Source organism: Pseudomonas sp. P7779, assembly GCF_013386315.1.
Classification (GTDB): domain Bacteria; phylum Pseudomonadota; class Gammaproteobacteria; order Pseudomonadales; family Pseudomonadaceae; genus Aquipseudomonas.
Genome location: NZ_JACARZ010000019.1, coordinates 21,368 through 38,010, shown reverse-complemented (window position 1 = coordinate 38,010; position 16,643 = coordinate 21,368). Strand labels below are relative to the sequence as shown.

Genomic DNA, 16,643 nt, shown 5'->3' with positions numbered 1-16,643 from the left:
CGCTTCGCACCCCAGCGGGAGCAAGCTCCCTCGCCACAGGGCACGGGCTGCTTATCCTCTCGCCACCGCCAACCGATGCAACGTGATCTTGCGCACCTCCTGCTTGCTCACCTCGATGTGAGTCTTGAGCAGTTGCTGCGCCAGATCGCTGTGCCGTGCCGAGATCGCATCGAGGATGCTTGCGTGTTCCTCATAGGTCGCTGCGATACGTGATTGCTGAGTGAAATCCAGCCGCCGAATGATGCGGATTTTCTCGGTTATCTCGTAATGCATGCGCGCCATTTCAGCGTTGCCCGTGGCCTGCACCAACCCGCAGTGGAACTCCTCATCCAGCGCGCAGACGACCTGTGCGTCATCCAGACGCGCACTTTCGTCCACCCGCCAGATCGCTTCAAGCCGTTCAAGCCCCTGCTCCGCCATGCCACACAAGCGGCTGACGGCGGCCAACTCCAGCACGATTCTTACGTCGTAAAGCTCTTCGAAATAGTTGAAGTCGAACGGCCGCACCTGCCAGCCACTCCTGAAAAACACCTCCAGGTACCCTTCCCGCTCCAGCCGATACAGCGCCTGGCGCACCGGCGTGCGGCTGGCCTGCATGCGCTCGGCCACGTCACCTTCACTGAAGCGATCACCCGGCAGCAGGCGAAAGCCGAAGATGTCGTCCTTCACCTGCTGGTAGACCCGTTCCGCCAGGCTGTCCGGCCGTTCGCCGGGTTTTCTCGTGGTTGAGAGCTGCATGCCTAGTTCCTGCTCGCCATGTACGCGCGCCAGCCGCCGAATTCGGTGATGTCGGTGGCGCCTGCCAGGGCCCAGGGCTCGCAGATAAAACCCTTCACGCTGCGCCCGTCCGCCAGGGTCAGGTTGCCGATGCCCAGCGGCGCAGGGATCTCGGCGACGAACTCACCAAAGCGGGCGACAGGCATGTCCCACAGCTCGACGATGATCGAGCGGCCCGAGTCATCCCTGGCCAGCCCCGGCTTGGGCGGAACCGTGCCCGGCAGTGCATGCAGGCGGTAGTTGCTCGCCGTCAGGGTTTGCTCCACCAGCACGGCGTTGCGGCTGGTCAGCTGGAAGTTCAGCGGCATCCCGGTGAGATGCGCCCCAACCACCGCCACCCGCACGCTGCCGGGCGCCTGTCGCGCCGGTGCCGGTTGCGGCAGATTGCGTTGGGTAGCGCCCAGCGGAAGATCAAGGCCGGCCTGCCAACGCTTGCCCAGATGCGCCAGGGCGGCGTCGTGCCAGGCCGGTGCGATAAGGGTGACGCCGCACGGCAGGCCGTCGCTGCGCAGCCCGGCGGGCACGGCCAGTGCCGAGAGGTCGGCCAGGTTGGTGAAGTTGGTGTAGAAGCCAAACTGCGAGTTGTAGAGCACCGGCTCCACGGCCATTTCCGCCAGGGTGCGGATCGTCGGCGATGTCGGCAGCAGCAAGGCGTCGAAACCGGCCAGGGTGTCGTTGATGCGGCGGCTCAGTTCGGCGCGCAGGTATTCGGCTTTATAGGCATCGCAGGCGCTGTACGTGTGGCCGTTTTCCACAATGCCACGCACCACCGGGTTGATCGCTTCGGCGTTGCTGGCGAGCATGCCTTCCAGTGCCACCGTGCGCTCCGCAACCCAGGAGCCGTAATAGAGCTGCTCGGCGAGTTGCTGAAACGGGCTGAAATCCACCGCCGTGATTTCGGCGCCGAGGGACTGGAACCTGAGCAGCGCCTGTTCAAATACGGCCTGGTTCTGCGCGTCGCCAAAAAACTCCAGGCTGGCCGGAACCGCCAGCTTGATTGTGGCGCCGACCGCTACGGGAGCAGTGTTGGGATTGACGCGTGAATAGGCGTCGCTGGCGTCGTAAGCAGCAGCGAGGCCCGCAACCGTCTCGGCATCTTCAACCGTCAGCGCAAATACCGAAATACAGTCCACGGTACGACAGGCCGGCACCAGTCCGGTGTTAGACAAGCGCCCCTTGGTCGGCTTCAACCCGACAATATTGTTGAAGCCCGCCGGCACCCGCCCGGAACCGGCGGTGTCGGTGCCCAGGGAAAACGCCACCAGCCCGCGGGCAACCACCGAGGCCGAACCCGAGCTGGAACCGCCGCTGACATAGTCCGGGTTAAAACTGTTGCCCACCGCGCCGTAGGGCGAGCGTGTACCCACCAGGCCGGTGGCGAACTGATCGAGGTTGGTCTTGCCCATCAGGATCGCCCCGGCCGCCCGCAACCGCGCCACCACCGAGGCATCCGCCGCGGCGGTATAGGCAAACTCAGGACACGCCGCCGTGGTTTCCCAACCCGCCGCATCGATGTTGTCCTTGATGGCAAACGGCACGCCATACAACGGCAACTGGTCGATATCGCCGTCGACCGCCGCAAGCCGCTCGGCCAACTGCGCCAACTGGTCACTCAATTGCTGCGGTTGCACCTGGCTGATCCAGGCATTGTCCTCGGAGGGAAACGTGCTCGCCAGGGTCAACAGGATATCGGGAGTCAGCGCCTGGCTGCGGTAGGCAGCTTGCCATTCACCCAGGGTCCAGCCGAGTTGTTCGTTGCGCATTGAGGATTCCATCTTGTATCCAAGTTTGGATTTCTTTTAGCAATCCCTGGGCCAATCAGCTGCAAGCCAATGAATACGTGAGGTTGACAGAAAACCCGCCGATGGAGCGCCTCCAGCCGTGCTCCGTCATGAAGCAGCAATGCGCCAAAAAAAGACATTCTGGCGGCCGCGCGGTTGCGAGCGGCCCGATACCGGCCTATGTTCGAAACCATGTTGTAAACGCTGCTGTCCATCCCATACGCCCTTTCCGTAGCCAGGTGACGACATGCCCACCGCTTCCCGCCCCGCCGTGCTCGAACTGATTGGCAATACCCCGCTGGTGCGGGTCAGCCGCTTCGATACCGGCCCGTGCACGCTGTTCCTCAAGCTTGAATCCCAGAACCCCGGCGGCTCCATCAAGGACCGCATTGGCCTGGCCATGATCGACGCCGCCGAGCGGGATGGCCGCCTGCGCCCCGGCGGCACCATCATCGAAGCCACCGCCGGCAATACCGGCCTCGGCCTGGCCCTGGTGGGACGCGCCAAAGGCTACCGGGTGGTGCTGGTGGTGCCGGACAAGATGTCCACCGAGAAAGTCTTGCACCTGAAAGCCATGGGCGCTGAGGTGCACATCACCCGCTCGGATGTCGGCAAGGGCCATCCCGAGTATTACCAGGATGTGGCGGCGCGACTGGCCAAGGACATTCCCGATTCGTTCTTCGCCGACCAGTTCAACAACCCGGCCAACCCCCTGGCCCATGAGACCAGCACCGCCCCGGAAATCTGGGCCCAGACCCAACATGACCTGGATGCCATCGTGGTTGGCGTCGGCTCGGCCGGCACCCTCACCGGCCTGACGCGCTTCTTCAAGCGCGTGCAACCTGACCTGACCATGGTGCTGGCCGACCCGGTCGGCTCGGTGATGGCCGAGTACAGCCGCAGCGGCACCATGACCGAGCCCGGCTCGTGGGCCGTGGAAGGTATCGGCGAAGACTTCATCCCCTCGATCGCCGACCTCTCCAGCGTGCGCCACGCCTATTCCATCAGCGACGAAGAAAGCTTCGACCACGCCCGCCAACTGCTGCGGGCCGAAGGCATTCTCGGTGGCTCCTCCACCGGCACCCTGCTGGCCGCCGCCCTGCGTTATTGCCGCGAACAGACCGAGCCCAAGCGCGTGGTCACCTTCGTCTGCGACACCGGCACGCGCTACCTGTCGAAGGTCTACAACGACCAATGGATGAACGACGCCGGCCTGCTGCAATACAAACACTACGGCGACCTGCGCGACCTGATCGCCCGTCGCTTCGAGGATGGCCGGGTGATCAGCGTCGGCCCCGACGACAGCCTGCTCACCGCCTTCCAGCGCATGCGCCTGGCCGACGTCTCACAGCTGCCGGTGCTGGTGGACGGCAAGCAACTGGTGGGGGTGCTCGACGAGTCGGATGTATTGCTCGGCCTGCATCAGAACGCCGCGCACTTTTCCATGACCGTCGGCAGCGCCATGACCAACGCCCTTCACACCCTCGCACCCAGCGCCAGCCTTGCGCAATTGCAGGCCGAACTGGATCGCGGGCTGGTGGCAATCATTGCCGACGCCTCGGGCTTTCACGGCCTGATCACCCGCGTCGACCTGCTCAATCACCTACGGAGATCCCTTGCATGACCCAGCACGATAAAAGCGCCTTCGCCACCCGCGTGATCCATGCCGGGCAATCCCCGGACCCGACCACCGGGGCGCTGATGCCGCCGATCTACGCCAACTCCACCTACCTGCAAGACAGCCCCGGCGTTCACAAGGGCTTTGACTACGGGCGCTCCCACAACCCGACGCGCTTCGCCCTGGAACGCTGCGTGGCCGACCTGGAAGGCGGCACCCAGGCCTTCGCGTTCGCCTCCGGGCTGGCGGCGATTTCCACCGTGCTGGAACTGCTCGACGCCGGTTCCCACGTGGTTTCCGGCAATGACTTGTACGGCGGCACCTTCCGCCTGTTCGACAAAGTGCGCCAGCGCAGCGCCGGGCATCGCTTCAGCTTCGTCGACCTGACCGACCTGTCGGCCTTCGAAGCCGCGCTGCAGGACGACACGCGGATGGTCTGGGTCGAAACCCCGAGCAACCCGCTGCTGAGCCTGACCGATCTCAGTGCCATCTCCCGCATCTGCAAGGCCCGGGGCATCATCTGCGTGGCCGACAACACCTTCGCCAGCCCCTGGATCCAGCGCCCGCTGGAGCTGGGTTTCGACATCGTGGTGCACTCCACCACCAAGTACCTCAACGGCCACTCCGATGTAATCGGCGGCATTGCGGTGGTGGGCCAGAATCCTGAACTGGCCGAGCGCCTGGGCTTCCTGCAAAACTCCGTGGGCGCGATTGCCGGGCCGTTCGACGCATTCCTGACCTTGCGCGGGGTGAAGACCCTGGCGCTGCGCATGGAGCGCCATTGCAGCAATGCGCTGGAACTGGCGACATGGCTGGAGCAACAGCCGCAAGTGGCGCGGGTTTATTACCCAGGCCTGGCATCACACCCGCAGCATGAGCTGGCACGCCGGCAGATGCGCGGGTTTGGCGGGATGATTTCGGTGGACCTGAAAAGCGACCTGGCAGGAGCGACACGCTTCCTGGAAAACGTGAAGATCTTTGCGTTGGCTGAAAGCCTGGGGGGCGTTGAAAGCCTGATCGAGCACCCGGCGATCATGACCCATGCGAGCATCCCGGCAGCGACCCGGGCGCAGCTGGGGATTGGTGATGGGTTGGTGCGGTTGTCGGTGGGGGTTGAGGATGTGGAAGACCTGCGGGCGGATCTGGCGCAGGCGTTGGCAAAAATCTAACGCGCAATCTGCCGGAGCGAGCATGCCCGCTCCGGCAACACCTTAAATAGCGTAATTGACCTCAACCATTCGCCCGGTCTTGATGGACTCCAGCGCACAGTCCGCCAAGTGCAACGCATACAGCCCATCGCGCATGTTGGTGGGCAGCGCGCGCCCCGCGCTCAGTGCCTGGATAAACTGCCCCAACTCATTGCGGTAGGCATCCGCATAACGCTCCAGGAAGAAATGCTGCAACGGCTCCAACGCCTCGGTGTGCTCGTGGTTCCAATGGCGCAAGGTGCTGGGTCGATGGTTATCCGTGAGCAACACCCCATTGGCCCCGGACACCTCAAGTCGCTGGTCATACCCGTAGACCGCCTCCCGACAGCAGTTGATATGGCACTGTTTCCCGGATGCGGTGCGCAGTAGCACCATCACGCTGTCGAAGTCGTCAATCTGCGCCAGGCTCGGGTCTACCAGCCGGCTGGCTATCGCGCTGACTTCGATGGGCTCTTCACCCAGCAGGTGCCGCGCCATGTCGAAGTCATGAATGGTCATGTCCCGCAGGATGCCGCCGGAATGTGCCAGGTAATCCCGTGGCGCCAACCCCGGGTCACGGCTGGTGATGATCACCTGCCGCACAGCACCAATTTGCCCCGCGTCGATGGCCTGGCGCAGGCGCAGCGTGTCGGGATCGAAGCGGCGGTTGAAGCCCAGCATTACTTTGCCGCCCTCGCGCTCCACAGCTTGCGCCGCCGCCCGCGCCTTGGCGAAATCCAGGTCAATGGGCTTCTCGCACAGCACGGCCTTGCCCTGGGACACGGCCGCCAGCAGCAAATCGATATGAGTGTCGGTGGGTGTGCCAATCACCACCGCGTCGATATCGTCCCGACTTAGCACTGCTGCGCAGTCATAGGCCGCCTCGCAACCCAGCTGCGCAGCCAAGCCATCGACGCCCTCCCGCCAGGGGTCGGCGACCACCACCAGAGTGGCATCAGGATGGGCCGCGACATTGGCCGCGTGAATGTTGGCGATGCGCCCTGCACCAAGGACAGCGATACGTAGCATGGTCGAACTCCTGGGATTGTTATTGGGTGTGGAGATTCAGTCCGGCAGGTTGAACGGTGTGACGATCTGTACCTGTGACGGCGCAATCGGCCCAGCCTTCCACAGCCGATGAAATTGCAGGATGTGCAGAAACACATGGCGCGCATCGATCTGCAGGTTGTGATCGATAATCGCGGCGACTTTTTCTTCAGCCAACAGCTGGCGATTCTCTTCGTCGAGGTCGTGAGCAATAAACACGTCCAACGGGCGATCCAGAGCCGCAAAGGCGTCGACAATTGCGCGGTTGCCACCGCCGACGCTGTACACCGCCTTCAGTTCGGGATGCTGCTTCAACGCATCGGTGACCCGGGCAAACGTTCGGTCATACACGCCGTACCCACCGCTGATATCCAGTACCCGCAGGTGCGTCGCACGGCCGCGCAGCCACATGCGAAACCCCATTTCGCGTTCTTCCTCGCCCCGGAACAATTCACTGCCAATCACCACCGCCACTTCCTGGGGTTGGGGTGACATCCAGCGGGACAGAAGGTACGCGGCGGTTTTTCCGGCGGTGCGGTTATCCATGCCTACGTAGCCGATGCGCTCGCTGTGGGGCAGATCGGTGACCAGGGTCACCACCGGAATACCTGCGGCCGCCAGGTGCTTGACCGCCAGATTCACCGCCGGCTCGTCCGCGGCCTTGAGCACCACACCCTGGCTGCCGGTCTCGAGGCAGCGCAGCAATTGGTCGTGCATCGCCTGAGGCTCGATCTCTTCGAACACATGAAACCGCGGGGCGATACGAAACGGTGCCAGGCTGCCCAGTTGGGCGGTGATGGCGGCCTGCACCGCCGCACTGAAGCGCTTGGGCGTGTGCATGATCACATCGACATGAAAGGTCCGGCCTACTGCCAAGCCATTTTTTTCCTGGGATTCCAGCTCATCCAGAGCCTGTTCGATACGCCGCCGGGTTTGGGCGTGCACGCTGCCGCGCTCATGCAAGACGCGATCGACCGTCGCCTTGCTGACGCCCGCCTGGGTGGCCAGTTGCTTGATGGAAAAGTGTTTAGCGCGTTCGAGCATGCCGTTGAGCCTGAGGTTTTTTTGAGGTCTTTTTGAGACTCATTGAGGTGACCGCAATGCTAGTCTCAGTTTTGCCCGGCGTCGAGCCCGGCCTTCAAAACAACAAAAACCCAGGAGACCCCGATGCCTTCAACCGACCTCAGCCATACCTTCAAAGGCCAATACTTTGTCGTCACCGGCAGCACCCAGGGGTTGGGTGCTGCCGTCGCCCATACCCTCGCGCGGCGCGGTGCTGCCGGCCTGATCATCTGCGGACGCCGCCCGGACCAGGGCCAGGAGCAAGTACGGCAGTTGGCAGCGCTCGATTGCCGCGCGGTGTTTGTCCAGGCGGACCTGGAACAGATTGGCGACTGCCGCGCCGTGATCGAGGCGGCCCGTGCCCACTTCGGCACCCTCCACGGGCTGATCAACTGCGCCGGGATGTCGGATCGCGGCACCATTCTCGACACCTCCCCCGAACTGTTTGATCGACTATTTGCGGTCAATGTGAGGGCGCCGTTTTTCCTGATGCAGGAAGCCTTGAAGCTGATGATCAGCCAGAGGGTTGAAGGTGCAGTGGTCAATATCCAGAGTGTCACCGGCCACGGCGGGCAATCGTTCTTGAGTGCCTACGCGGCGTCCAAGGGCGCTCTCGCGATTCTGACCAAAAACGTGGCGTTCAGCGCCCTGCGCAACCGGATTCGGGTCAACGGCTTGAACATCGGCTGGATGGACACACCGCACGAGGATGAAATCCAGCGGCACTACCACGGTGCCGGGGATGCCTGGTTGGAAGCCGCCGAAGCCGCACAGCCCTTCGGCCGCCTGCTCAAACCTGAAGAGGTGGCCCGGAGCGTGGCATTTCTATTGTCACGCGAGTCGGGAATGATGACCGGCACGGTGATCGACCTGGAGCAAGGCGTCATCGGCTGTGGCGACGGCGGCACCCCACGCCCCGATCAGGCCTTGAGCCTGGTGGAGGGTGCGTGATGCCTGCCTTTGTCAGCGCCGATGCGGTGCAACTGGAAGATTTTCACTCGATCTGTGCCCAGCAGGCTGCTGCCGAGGACTACCCGCACTGCGCCGAAGTGTGCAGCAACATCCCGATCTATCAGGCCCAGGCACTGCGCAACGGCGATCGTCACGCCGTGCTGGACGAACTGCATCGCCTGTTCAGCCAGGGGCCGGGAGTGATGGTGGTGCGCCAGGGCTACGCCGACCTGGACGTGGTCGACCGTCACAGCCAGGTATTCGAAGCGATCTTTGCCCAAGAGGCTGCGCAAGGTGTGGCCGCCGACCACTTCGCCAAGGCCGGCAGTAACGGACGTATCTGGAACTCATTACAGAAGGCCGCACTGCAGTCGCCGGCATCCTTTGTCGAATATTACGCCAACCCACTGCTGGGGTTGATCGCACAAGCCTGGCTCGGCCCGGGCTACCAAGTCACGGCCCAGGTCAACGTGGTGCACCCCGGTGGCCAAGCCCAGCAACCGCACCGTGATTATCACCTCGGGTTCCAGACCATCGACGTGGTGGAGCGCTTTCCGTTGCCCCTGCACACGCTGTCCCAATACCTCACGCTGCAAGGGGCCGTGGCCCACAGCGACATGCCCCTGGAAACCGGCCCGACCCAACTGCTGCCGTTTTCCCAGCAATACCCACTGGGCTACCTGGCCTGGAGGCGCACTGAATTCATCGAGTACTTCCAGCAGCATGCCGTGCAATTGCCGCTGAACAAAGGTGACCTGCTGTTCTTCAACCCGGCCCTGTTTCACGCCGCTGGCACCAATCGCACACCGGACCGCCAGCGCATGGCCAACCTGCTGCAAATCTCCTCGGCGTTCGGCAAAACGATGGAGGCTGTGGACCGCGACCGGATGATGCTGGCGCTGTACCCCTGCCTGTTGGAGCGCCTGGCGGACAACGTCATGGATGGCGAGGCGCTGCACGCGGTGATCGCCTGCACCGCCGATGGCTATTCCTTTCCCACCAACCTGGATACCGACCCACCCTTACAGGGCCTGGCTCCGCAAACCGGGCAGCAACTGATGTTGCAGGCACTGAACGAACGCTGGCCCTGCGAGACCTTTGCCGAACGCGTTGCGCAACTACACGCCAAACGCCAAGGCTGAGGAATGTTTTCAACGTCTTTCAAAACAACAAAAAAACGGACTGACACCATGAAAAAACAGCTGCTGACCTTGCTCCTGACCCTCATCGTTACCCCGCTAGCCCTCGCCGAGACACGCATCGGCGTCAGCATCGCCCAGGTGGACGACGTGTTCCTCGCCCAGATGCGTGACTACATGGCGACCCACGCCAGGGACCTCACCGACGTGACCCTGCAATTCGAAGACGCCCAAGGCGATGTGGTGCGCCAACTGAACCAGGTGCAGAGCTTTTCTGCCCAAGGCATGGACGCGATTATCGTCAACGCGGTCGACACCGCCGCCACCCAGAAAATGACTGTGAATGCCCAGCAGGCGGGTATCCCGCTGGTGTACGTCAACCGTCGCCCGGACATCCCCGGCTTACCGGCCGGGGTGGGTTATGTCGGCTCGGACGAGATCAAAGCGGGCGAGATTCAGATGCGCTACCTCGCGGAAAAAATGAACGGCAAGGGCAACCTCGCAATCATGCTCGGCTTGCTCTCCAACAACGCCACCCACAACCGCACACAGGGCGTGAAAAACGTACTGAAGGATTACCCCGACATCCATATCGTGAAGAACAAAGCGCCGACTGGCAACGCAGCAAGGCCATGGACCTGATGAACAACTGGATCGTCTCGGGCAAGAAAATCGACGCCGTGGCGGCCAATGCCGATGAAATGGCTATCGGTGCCGCGATGGCGATTACCCAGGCCGGCATGCACCCTGGCAAGGACATCCTGGTGGGCGGCAGCGACGGCGGACCCGCCGGCCTGGATGCGATCAAAAAAGATCTATTGGTAGTCACGGCCTATCAGGACAACAAGGGCCAGGCCGTCGGCTCGATTGACCTGGCGCTGAAGATGATCAGGAAGCAGCCCTACACGGCGGAGCTGACCATTCCCTATCAACAGATCACCAAGGACAACTATCAGGCCTTTCTCACCCCTTGATTGTTATCAGCCCAGCGCCAAGCAGACCGGCCAGCCCCGACAAACAGAGCACTCCCACTCCATAAGCGAGGGTGCGCCAGGGCTGGCGGCCGCTCAGATACATCACCGTATGCATCACACGGGCAGCGGTGAACAGACAGAACAACCCCGCGGTAGCGGTGCCTGGCGTTTCCATCGCCAGGCACAGGCCACCCAAAATGAAGAACAACGGAATATTTTCCAGATCATTGGCCCAAGCCTTTTCGGCCCGGGAGACTTGCGGTAACTCCTGGGGATTCGCATCGCGATGGAAGAAAGCTGCATCCTCGTGGTTAGTGAATGCACGGAATCTGAGTCGAAAGAAACCCTGGTAACAGGAGATCGCCAGCATCTTCAAGAACAGCACCAGTACGCACAACGCATAAACCTCCATCACCGGCCCCCTGAAGGTTCGCGGAACCCGTTGACCACGATATACAGCAGCGGACCGATGGATACGAAAACCGCTGTTACCAGTAAATAGGGCAACACCGACGCCAGGGATTTGCCCCTGGCCCGCGCATCCCGGTACATCCATACGCCCGCCAAGGCCGCCATCAGATACAAGTCAATCACCACCTGGGCAGTATCCGGCCTCGATATCAATTCACGTCCGAACGCCATGAGCGATTGTTCGGCGATCAGCATCGTGATCAATGTGTACAGGGCAAAAGCCAACAGCCCGGCCAGGGCAATCCAGGGTCTGCGCATGTTCTCCTCCTTGGAGACAACGGTTCGGGAAGCTGCACATTAGTGATAACGTCGTTCCCCTCTCAATGACCTCGAAGGTCATCGACACCACCGACCCGCACGGCCAGAGTCAACCCATGAGCAGCCAACCTTTCCCCCGCGCCAACCCCGACACTACCGCCGGCACGCAACTGCGCGTGCTGCGTCGGCACGCCAGATTGAGCCAGCTGGAACTGGCGCTGATCACCGGGGTTTCCCAACGCCACCTGAGCTGCATCGAGACCGGGCGCGCCAAGCCGAGCCCGGGCACCTTGCATAATTTGCTGATGGCGCTGGAGGTTCCGCTGGAGCAATGCAACAGCGTGTTCCTCGCTGCCGGCTTCGCCCCGCGCTATGAGGCAACCCCGCTCTCCTCGCCCTCCATGGAGGCTATTCGCGAGGCAATCAGCCATGTGCTGCACGCGAACAATCCTGCACCGGCGATCGTGCTGGGCAGCCACTGGGAAGTGCTCGCCGCCAACGCCAGTACCCAGGTGCTGTTCGAGCTGGTGGGGATCAAACCGGAGGCGGCTGATGGGCTGAATTTGCTGGTCACCCTGCTACAGCCTGGCGGCCTGGGTGATCATTTGATCAACGCTGACGAAATCCGCACCATCGCCTGGCAACGGGCGACGCGCGAGGCGTTGGGCAACTCCGAACTTGCCAGGCTTCTGGACAGCCTGCCGGCCCCGCAAAGTACCGAAGCCTTGGTCAATGAACCGCCGCCACTGGTGCTGACACGCGTCAACTCCCGTGAAGGTGAGCTGAACTTCATGTCGACCTTCACCACCTTCGGCATGCCTCAGGACATCACGGTAACGTCGTTGCGCATCGAGCATTTGATTCCGGCGGATGCGCAGACGTGGCAGGTGATGACCGCGGCGTATGAGCGGTCATTGGTGAGGTAGAAAGCCGCGGCGGGGCCATTAGTTATTTGTCGTATTTTGCCCGCCATAGCTATTGGCGCGGCTCTTGGAGGAGGAGCCGTTGCTGTATTGGGTGTCTTGCCCGCCGTAGCTATTGGAGCGGCTCTTGGCTGAGGTGCCGTCGCTGTATTGAGTGTCTTGCCCACCATAGCTGTTGGAACGGGTCTTGGCCGAGGTGCCGTCGCCGTATTGGATATCCTGCCCGCCATAACTATTGGAGCGGCTCTTGGAGGAAGTACCATCGCTGTATTGGGTGTCTTGCCCACCGTAGCTATTGGCGCGACTCTTGGAAGAGGTGCCATTGTCGTATTCGCAATCGGACCCACCATAACTGTTCGCCCTGCACGTCTCGGCAACCGCTTGGTAAAGCGGCGCAGCCAACAAAACCGTGCCCAGCAAAACGACCTTAAGCTTCATGTTAATTCCTTGTAGAGGTGGCGATACGCTATTACAGACTGGAGATTCTGAACTTAGTTTCCAACGTTCTGAAATGCGCTCGCGCGAGCCGACGTGGCAACCCTTTGCCAGCCCCGGCAACTCCTGGCCTGCGCCCTGCCCCGGCAATACCACCCAGCCCGCGCCGCACAAGGCATGCAGCACATGGCCCGGGTTTTGCTCTGTTGCTGCTACCAATAAGGGAGCGGCACCATGATAGGAAGCACGACAAGTCTGTTAGCGCTGGGACAGAAGACTTTTACACAATCCATGGAAAACGGCACCCTGCGGGCCGGGAGGATTGAAGTCACCAACGCCACGCCCGAGATCAAGACCAAGCTGGAAGCCAGCTATCAGGAGCAAGTGCGCTCGACCGCGCAAACCGTTGCCACCGCCAGGGCCAACCCTTCATGGGCGACCTTCGACGATAAAGGCAACGCCGTCGAACTGCCCGATGTTCAGTCACTCAGCAAAAGCGACGCCACCCATGTGGCCAACGGTCTTCAGTACCTGCTCGATATCGGGCGCCTGGACGGCAAGACTGTCACCGCGAAAAATGGCGACCAGTCGACCGATAACATCGCGGTCTACAAAGACTGGCTCCAGGCCCACATCGGCGTTGATGTACAGGCCTGAGACGGTTCACACCATCGGCACGGCAATCAGCAAGATCGCCGTGCCATGGGTGGCCGTCGCCGCCACCACACCGTAGCGCATCCGCACCAGCCCGCAGGCCACGCCTTCAATCAGGGTAAAGGCCAACACTGGCCAGCCCAGTTGCGTCACGCTCAACGCCAGAAATGAATGGCACGCGGCGAACGCCAACCCGCTGAGCAACGCCGCACGCAGCGGCGTAACGTGCTGTTCGAGATAACCCTGCAAGAAGCCGCGAAACAATACCTCTTCCAGCGCATTGGCGCAGTAGGCAAGCACCAGCATGCCCATCAGCCAGGCCCAATAAACCGGCTCAATGCCTTGATACAGCCGCAATGGCAGACCGATCAGACACCCGGCCCCGAGTCCCACCGCCAGGCCCGCCCAACGATTGCCCTTGAACAGCACCGTCAGTTGCCACAACTCCGGTGCCAGGCGCGCGAGCAGGGCAATCAGCCCAAGGGATAACCCGCCCAGCGCGGCCAGCACCCACGGGTTGGCCGTGAATTCGATCTGCACCTCGCGGCTCAGCGACCACATGCCCAGTGGCGTCATCGCATCGCGCATCAGCACAAAGGCCAGCAGCAGGATAACGATGCGCAAGCCCGGCAATGTTTTTGGCGTGAGACCAAACCACAGGCCAAACAGGATCAGTCCCGGGAGCAGGTAGATTCCATAGTGGACCAGTACCGCAAACGCCTCGGCGATCACCCGGTTTCAGTCCCGTGCCACGGCGATCATGTCGATTTCCACGGCCGCGCCCTTGGGCAATTGCAGCACGCCCACCGAGGTGCGCGTATGGGATCCTGCGGCCCCCAGGATCTCGTTCAACAGGTCCGACGCACCGTTGGCGACTTCGCTTTGCTGGTCGAAGTCATCCGCGCTGCGCACGTACACATTGATCTTGAGGATCGCCTTGACCTGATCCAGGGAGCCCAGTGCCTGCTTGAGCAAGCCCAGGCAACGCAGTGCGCTGACGCCCGCGGCAATCTGTGCGTCGGCCAGGCTGAGGCTTTCGCCGACCTTGCCGGGCAACACGATGGCGTCACCCACCCGCGGAATCTGGCCACTGATGTAGACGTGATTGCCGTCCCTCAGCAGCGGCGTGTAGTTGCCGCCGATCTTGAACTCGTTGAGTTGATAACCCAGGCGCACCATGGCCGCCGCGTACTTTTGATCCGGTGTCATTTTTTTGTTTTCCTCAGTCGTTGCGAATCCACGCCATGAAGTCGCCGGCCACAGCATAGCCATGTGCCATCTCCACGGGAAGTACCGACCGCTATTTCGCAAGTGATACGACAACCAATACTGGCAAACAGCGCTTATCTTCTAGTCAAGAACAAATTTCACTTTCCTTGATCCCGGTAAATACGGCATGGTTGTACGACGACTTAAAAACACAGCCCGAGTCGTCCCGGTACCCACAACAACAAGGAAACACCCATGCAAAACGTCAAGGTTCTGATTGGTTTTCTGTGCCTGTTCAGCGGCTACGCGGCCGCCGCGCCCGCCGCAAGTGACAAGGATGTAGCCGCTGCGGTCGATCATCTGACCCAGGCCATGTTGCACAAGGACATCCCGCAACTGCAGGCCCTCACCGCGAACAACCTCACCTACGGCCATTCCAGCGGCAAGGTCCAGAACAAGCAGGAATTTATCGCCGACATTGAAACCGGCAGAAGTGGTTTCAAGACCCTGGAAATGCAGAAACAGACCATCACCCTCAATGGCGACACCGCCCTGGTGCGCAACCACTTTTCCGCACAGGCGGTGAACAGTGGCGTCGAGGTGCCCACCGAAATTGAAAACTTCCAGGTCTGGCAGAAGCAGAAAGGCAAATGGCTGCTGATCGGGCGCCAGGCCTACAAGTTCTGAGTCCCGCCTGGATCGTTCCCACGCTCTGCGTGGGAATGCATCCGGTGACGCTCTGCGTCACTATCGCGCAAATCTACAGCGGGACGCGGAGCGTCCAAGGCGGCGTTCCCACGCAGAGCGTGGGAACGATCCGGCCCCCTAGCACGCCTCCACCGCCCAGCGCACTTTCACCAACGCCTCGCGCAGCACCTCCCGGTCCACCGACCCCAGCGCCACTCGCAAGGCATGGGGCACGTGGGCCGAGACGGCAAACGGCTCGGCCGTGGACACCGAGATATTTTCCCGTGCCAGCGCCATGGTGATCTGATCGGCGCGGGCATCTTCCGGCAACGGCAACCACAAGAAATACGAAGACGGATGGCGGATAACATTCAAGCCCGCCAACACCTCATCGGCCACCGCCTGGCGCGCCTGGGCGTCCTTACGTTTTTGCGCTTCAAGCTGCAGCACCGTGCCGTCGTCGATCCACGCGGCAGCCACCGCAGTCATCACCCCCGGAGTGTTCCAGGTGGTGGCCATGACCGTACGTTCCAGCGCCGCCATCCACTGCTGCGGAGCGGCGACAAAACCCACCCGCAGGCCGGTGGCGACGCTCTTGGACAGCCCCGACACGTAAACCGTGCGTTCCGGCGCCAGTTCGGCCACGGGCGGTGGCGCGTCCTCGGCTAAAAACGCGTAGGCAGCATCCTCGATCAGGATCAGGTCATGCCGACGGGCAATCGCCACCAGGTGCTCGCGCTGCTCCCTGCTCATCACCCAGCCCAACGGGTTATGCAGGGTCGGCATGCTGTACACGGCGCGTACCGGGCGCCGGGCGCAGAGTTGTTCAAGAAAGGCCAAGTCAGGGCCCGTCGCGGTCACCGGGATCGCGACGATTTCCAGGTGCAGCGTCTCGGCCAGCACCTTGAACCCGGAATAGGTCAGCGCATCCACCGCCACCACATCGCCGGGCTTGAGCAGCGACATCATGGTCACCGCCAGGCCATGCTGGGCACCGCTGACGATCAGCACCTGCTCGGCCTGCACCGTCAACCCACGACTCAGCAGATGACGCGCCACCGCTGCCCGCTCATGCAGCCGACCGGCGTGAGGCTGATAGCGCAGCAGCGCCGCCAGGTCGCCGGACAACGCCAACTGGCGCAATGCGGTGCGCAGCAGGTCGGTCTGGCCCGGCAGCGACGGGTAGTTGAAGTTGAGATCGATCATGCCCGCCGCCACCGCGATCTGCCCTATGCCCTGCCCTGGCGACAACGCGATTTCCCGCACAAAGGTTCCGCGCCCGGTTTCACCACTGACCAGGCCCATGGCCTCCAGCTCGGTGTATACCCGGCTGGCCGTGACCAGCGCCAGGCCATGGCTGGCGGCCAACTGGCGGTGCGTCGGCAACCGGGTGCCCGCCGCCAGCGTGCCCGAACGGATATCCCGGGCGAAGGTGTCCACCAATGTCTTGTAGCGGGCGCGGGGCATAGG

17 protein-coding genes and 1 pseudogene are annotated in these 16,643 nt (G+C 62.2%); 8 read left to right on the top strand and 10 right to left on the bottom strand.

The window, feature by feature from the left end; all coding sequences use genetic code 11:
- Nucleotides 1-51: 51 nt before the first annotated feature.
- Complete coding sequence (locus HX869_RS06845; RefSeq protein ID WP_177080891.1) at nucleotides 52-738, bottom strand: GntR family transcriptional regulator; 687 nt, start codon at nucleotides 736-738, stop codon at nucleotides 52-54.
- Between the two features lie 2 nt (nucleotides 739-740).
- Nucleotides 741-2,540 (bottom strand): allophanate hydrolase, encoded by a 1,800-nt coding sequence (gene atzF / locus HX869_RS06840; protein ID WP_178902906.1) that lies wholly within the window; start codon nucleotides 2,538-2,540, stop codon nucleotides 741-743.
- A 265-nt stretch (nucleotides 2,541-2,805) separates the two neighbouring features.
- Here atzF and HX869_RS06835 point away from each other — a divergent pair, with 265 nt between their 5' ends.
- Together HX869_RS06835 and HX869_RS06830 are read left to right on the top strand one after the other, a co-directional pair.
- Nucleotides 2,806-4,182 (top strand): cystathionine beta-synthase, encoded by a 1,377-nt coding sequence (locus tag HX869_RS06835; protein WP_178902905.1) that lies wholly within the window; start codon nucleotides 2,806-2,808, stop codon nucleotides 4,180-4,182.
- A complete protein-coding gene (locus tag HX869_RS06830) occupies nucleotides 4,179-5,345 on the top strand; it encodes a cystathionine gamma-synthase (protein WP_008436288.1) in 1,167 nt (388 codons plus the stop codon). The genes HX869_RS06835 and HX869_RS06830 overlap by 4 nt, the downstream gene beginning before the upstream one ends.
- 42 nt (nucleotides 5,346-5,387) lie before the next feature.
- Here HX869_RS06830 and iolG read toward each other — a convergent pair whose 3' ends face one another.
- Entirely contained in the window at nucleotides 5,388-6,392 is a 1,005-nt protein-coding gene (gene iolG / locus HX869_RS06825; protein ID WP_178902904.1) for an inositol 2-dehydrogenase, read from the bottom strand.
- Nucleotides 6,393-6,428: 36 nt separating this feature from the next.
- Entirely contained in the window at nucleotides 6,429-7,454 is a 1,026-nt protein-coding gene (locus HX869_RS06820; RefSeq protein ID WP_177042174.1) for a LacI family DNA-binding transcriptional regulator, read from the bottom strand.
- Nucleotides 7,455-7,577: 123 nt separating this feature from the next.
- Between HX869_RS06820 and HX869_RS06815 the strand changes: the two genes are divergently transcribed.
- The 3 genes and pseudogenes from HX869_RS06815 (at nucleotide 7,578) to HX869_RS06805 (ending at nucleotide 10,536) form a co-directional block, all read left to right on the top strand.
- Complete coding sequence (locus HX869_RS06815; RefSeq protein WP_003215109.1) at nucleotides 7,578-8,423, top strand: SDR family oxidoreductase; 846 nt, start codon at nucleotides 7,578-7,580, stop codon at nucleotides 8,421-8,423.
- The gene (locus HX869_RS06810) at nucleotides 8,423-9,565 is read left to right on the top strand and encodes a phytanoyl-CoA dioxygenase family protein (RefSeq protein ID WP_003215107.1); all 1,143 of its coding nucleotides are present in this window, start codon (nucleotides 8,423-8,425) and stop codon (nucleotides 9,563-9,565) included. The genes HX869_RS06815 and HX869_RS06810 overlap by 1 nt, the downstream gene beginning before the upstream one ends.
- Before the next feature lie 3 nt (nucleotides 9,566-9,568).
- A pseudogene (locus tag HX869_RS06805) lies at nucleotides 9,569-10,536 on the top strand (substrate-binding domain-containing protein).
- Here the strand turns inward: HX869_RS06805 and HX869_RS06800 are convergent.
- Nucleotides 10,526-10,948: an MAPEG family protein gene (locus HX869_RS06800; RefSeq protein WP_003215104.1), complete on the bottom strand. Its 423-nt coding sequence runs from the start codon at nucleotides 10,946-10,948 to the stop codon at nucleotides 10,526-10,528. The pseudogene HX869_RS06805 and the gene HX869_RS06800 sit on opposite strands and share 11 nt — an antisense overlap.
- Complete coding sequence (locus tag HX869_RS06795) at nucleotides 10,948-11,265, bottom strand: DUF2834 domain-containing protein (RefSeq protein ID WP_003215101.1); 318 nt, start codon at nucleotides 11,263-11,265, stop codon at nucleotides 10,948-10,950. Before HX869_RS06795 ends, HX869_RS06800 begins: the two co-directional genes overlap by 1 nt.
- A 116-nt stretch (nucleotides 11,266-11,381) precedes the next feature.
- On the opposite strand from HX869_RS06795, the gene HX869_RS06790 reads away from it, so the two are divergent.
- Nucleotides 11,382-12,191, top strand: a complete 810-nt coding sequence (locus HX869_RS06790) for a helix-turn-helix domain-containing protein (protein WP_174717786.1) — start codon at nucleotides 11,382-11,384, stop codon at nucleotides 12,189-12,191.
- Nucleotides 12,192-12,209: 18 nt separating this feature from the next.
- Here the strand turns inward: HX869_RS06790 and HX869_RS06785 are convergent, their stop codons facing one another.
- On the bottom strand, nucleotides 12,210-12,626 hold the full coding sequence (locus HX869_RS06785) for a hypothetical protein (protein WP_003215097.1): 417 nt from the start codon (nucleotides 12,624-12,626) through the stop codon (nucleotides 12,210-12,212).
- Between the two features lie 288 nt (nucleotides 12,627-12,914).
- Between HX869_RS06785 and HX869_RS06780 the strand changes: the two genes are divergently transcribed.
- Nucleotides 12,915-13,280, top strand: coding sequence for a hypothetical protein (locus HX869_RS06780; protein WP_003215095.1), 366 nt, complete (start codon nucleotides 12,915-12,917; stop codon nucleotides 13,278-13,280).
- A 6-nt stretch (nucleotides 13,281-13,286) separates the two neighbouring features.
- Here the strand turns inward: HX869_RS06780 and HX869_RS06775 are convergent, their stop codons facing one another.
- On the bottom strand, nucleotides 13,287-14,009 hold the full coding sequence (locus HX869_RS06775; RefSeq protein ID WP_003215093.1) for a CPBP family intramembrane glutamic endopeptidase: 723 nt from the start codon (nucleotides 14,007-14,009) through the stop codon (nucleotides 13,287-13,289).
- Nucleotides 14,010-14,015: 6 nt separating this feature from the next.
- Nucleotides 14,016-14,486, bottom strand: coding sequence for a RidA family protein (locus HX869_RS06770; RefSeq protein WP_003215091.1), 471 nt, complete (start codon nucleotides 14,484-14,486; stop codon nucleotides 14,016-14,018).
- Nucleotides 14,487-14,741: 255 nt separating this feature from the next.
- Between HX869_RS06770 and HX869_RS06765 the strand changes: the two genes are divergently transcribed.
- Complete coding sequence (locus tag HX869_RS06765) at nucleotides 14,742-15,173, top strand: nuclear transport factor 2 family protein (protein WP_003215089.1); 432 nt, start codon at nucleotides 14,742-14,744, stop codon at nucleotides 15,171-15,173.
- A 138-nt stretch (nucleotides 15,174-15,311) separates the two neighbouring features.
- On the opposite strand, the gene HX869_RS06760 is transcribed toward HX869_RS06765, so the two are convergent.
- Nucleotides 15,312-16,640 (bottom strand): PLP-dependent aminotransferase family protein, encoded by a 1,329-nt coding sequence (locus tag HX869_RS06760; RefSeq protein ID WP_178902903.1) that lies wholly within the window; start codon nucleotides 16,638-16,640, stop codon nucleotides 15,312-15,314.
- Nucleotides 16,641-16,643 lie beyond the last annotated feature (3 nt).

Excerpts from the sequence above, each read along its gene's own strand:
- HX869_RS06765 (WP_003215089.1), top strand. The coding sequence starts at position 14,742 with ATGCAAAACGTCAAGGTTCTGATTGGTTTTCTGTGCCTGTTCAGCGGC.
- HX869_RS06770 (WP_003215091.1), bottom strand. The coding sequence starts at position 14,486 with ATGACACCGGATCAAAAGTACGCGGCGGCCATGGTGCGCCTGGGTTAT.
- HX869_RS06780 (WP_003215095.1), top strand. The coding sequence starts at position 12,915 with ATGGAAAACGGCACCCTGCGGGCCGGGAGGATTGAAGTCACCAACGCC.
- HX869_RS06815 (WP_003215109.1), top strand. The coding sequence starts at position 7,578 with ATGCCTTCAACCGACCTCAGCCATACCTTCAAAGGCCAATACTTTGTC.
- HX869_RS06800 (WP_003215104.1), bottom strand. The coding sequence starts at position 10,948 with ATGGAGGTTTATGCGTTGTGCGTACTGGTGCTGTTCTTGAAGATGCTG.
- HX869_RS06790 (WP_174717786.1), top strand. The coding sequence starts at position 11,382 with ATGAGCAGCCAACCTTTCCCCCGCGCCAACCCCGACACTACCGCCGGC.
- HX869_RS06835 (WP_178902905.1), top strand. The coding sequence starts at position 2,806 with ATGCCCACCGCTTCCCGCCCCGCCGTGCTCGAACTGATTGGCAATACC.
- HX869_RS06785 (WP_003215097.1), bottom strand. The coding sequence starts at position 12,626 with ATGAAGCTTAAGGTCGTTTTGCTGGGCACGGTTTTGTTGGCTGCGCCG.
- iolG (WP_178902904.1), bottom strand. The coding sequence starts at position 6,392 with ATGCTACGTATCGCTGTCCTTGGTGCAGGGCGCATCGCCAACATTCAC.
- HX869_RS06820 (WP_177042174.1), bottom strand. The coding sequence starts at position 7,454 with ATGCTCGAACGCGCTAAACACTTTTCCATCAAGCAACTGGCCACCCAG.
- HX869_RS06795 (WP_003215101.1), bottom strand. The coding sequence starts at position 11,265 with ATGCGCAGACCCTGGATTGCCCTGGCCGGGCTGTTGGCTTTTGCCCTG.
- HX869_RS06830 (WP_008436288.1), top strand. The coding sequence starts at position 4,179 with ATGACCCAGCACGATAAAAGCGCCTTCGCCACCCGCGTGATCCATGCC.
- HX869_RS06760 (WP_178902903.1), bottom strand. The coding sequence starts at position 16,640 with ATGCCCCGCGCCCGCTACAAGACATTGGTGGACACCTTCGCCCGGGAT.
- atzF (WP_178902906.1), bottom strand. The coding sequence starts at position 2,540 with ATGCGCAACGAACAACTCGGCTGGACCCTGGGTGAATGGCAAGCTGCC.
- HX869_RS06810 (WP_003215107.1), top strand. The coding sequence starts at position 8,423 with ATGCCTGCCTTTGTCAGCGCCGATGCGGTGCAACTGGAAGATTTTCAC.
- HX869_RS06845 (WP_177080891.1), bottom strand. The coding sequence starts at position 738 with ATGCAGCTCTCAACCACGAGAAAACCCGGCGAACGGCCGGACAGCCTG.